Annotated in this window: 2 protein-coding genes; both read right to left on the bottom strand. The window is 61.5% G+C overall.

Going from position 1 to position 1052, the window contains the following annotated elements:
• The coding region (locus ACR0C6_RS21320; protein WP_480621105.1) for a sugar nucleotide-binding protein at positions 1-302 on the bottom strand (302 nt) is incomplete at its 3' end.
• Positions 299-1052 (bottom strand): dTDP-glucose 4,6-dehydratase (locus ACR0C6_RS21325; protein WP_480621106.1); only part of this gene is annotated, 754 nt, incomplete at its 5' end. The genes ACR0C6_RS21325 and ACR0C6_RS21320, both read right to left, overlap by 4 nt.

Below are 1052 nucleotides of genomic sequence, written 5' to 3' on the forward strand. Positions count from 1 at the left end.
TAATCTGTCGAGACCTGAACAAACGGCAATCCGCGCCCGGCCGCAGCTTTGGCCAGCGCCGTGGGCGTGGTTCCGTTGATCAGCAGGGCAAGGTCTTCCTCCGCCTCGGCCTTGTCGACGGCGGTATATGCGGCGGCGTTGATCACCGCATCCGCATCGGTGTTGCGAACCAGGGCCGCGCACCCTTCGGGATCGGTAAAATCCGCCTTGTCGCGCCCAAGCGCTTCAACCGAGATTTCCCCGCCACACCGGATCAGTTCCCGGCCCAGCTGACCGGTCGCCCCGAAGACCAGAAGTTTCACGCGCTGACCCCCAGCCGTTCGCCAACGCCGGACCGGCCTTGCAGGGACCGCCACCACTCTTCATTGTTCAGGTACCATTCAACCGTTCTGCGCAGACCCTCCTCTACCGTCACGGATGGGCGCCAGTTCATTTCGTTGCGCATCCGCGAGGGATCGATGGCGTAACGCGCATCATGCCCGGGGCGGTCTGTGACAAAGGTGATCTGGTCCGCATAGACCCCCTGCGGTTTCGGGCGCAGGTCGTCCAGGATCGTGCAAAGCGTCTGCACCAGTTCCAGATTGCTGCGCTCGTTCTCGCCACCGATGTTGTAGGACCGGCCGACAGCCCCCTTTTGCACCACCAGCAAAAGCGCGTCGGCGTGATCCTCGACATACAGCCAGTCGCGGACATTCGAGCCGTCACCATAGATCGGCAGCGCCTTGCCCGCGATTGCGTTCAGGATCACAACGGGGATCAGCTTTTCAGGGAAATGATAGGGTCCGTAATTGTTCGAACAGTTGGTCAGCACCACCGGCAGGCCATAGGTCTCGTGCCAGGCCCGGACCAGATGATCGCTGGAGGCTTTCGATGCGGAATAGGGTGACCGCGGATCATAGGGAGTATCCTCGGTGAACTGGCCGGTGGGGCCCAGGCTGCCAAAGACTTCATCGGTCGAGATATGGTGGAACCTGAAAGTGTCCGGTTTTCCCTGTCCGGCCCAATAGCGGCGCGCCGCCTCCAGCATGTTGTATGTGCCCAGGACATTGGTT

The organism is Ruegeria sp. AL12 (assembly GCF_056540885.1).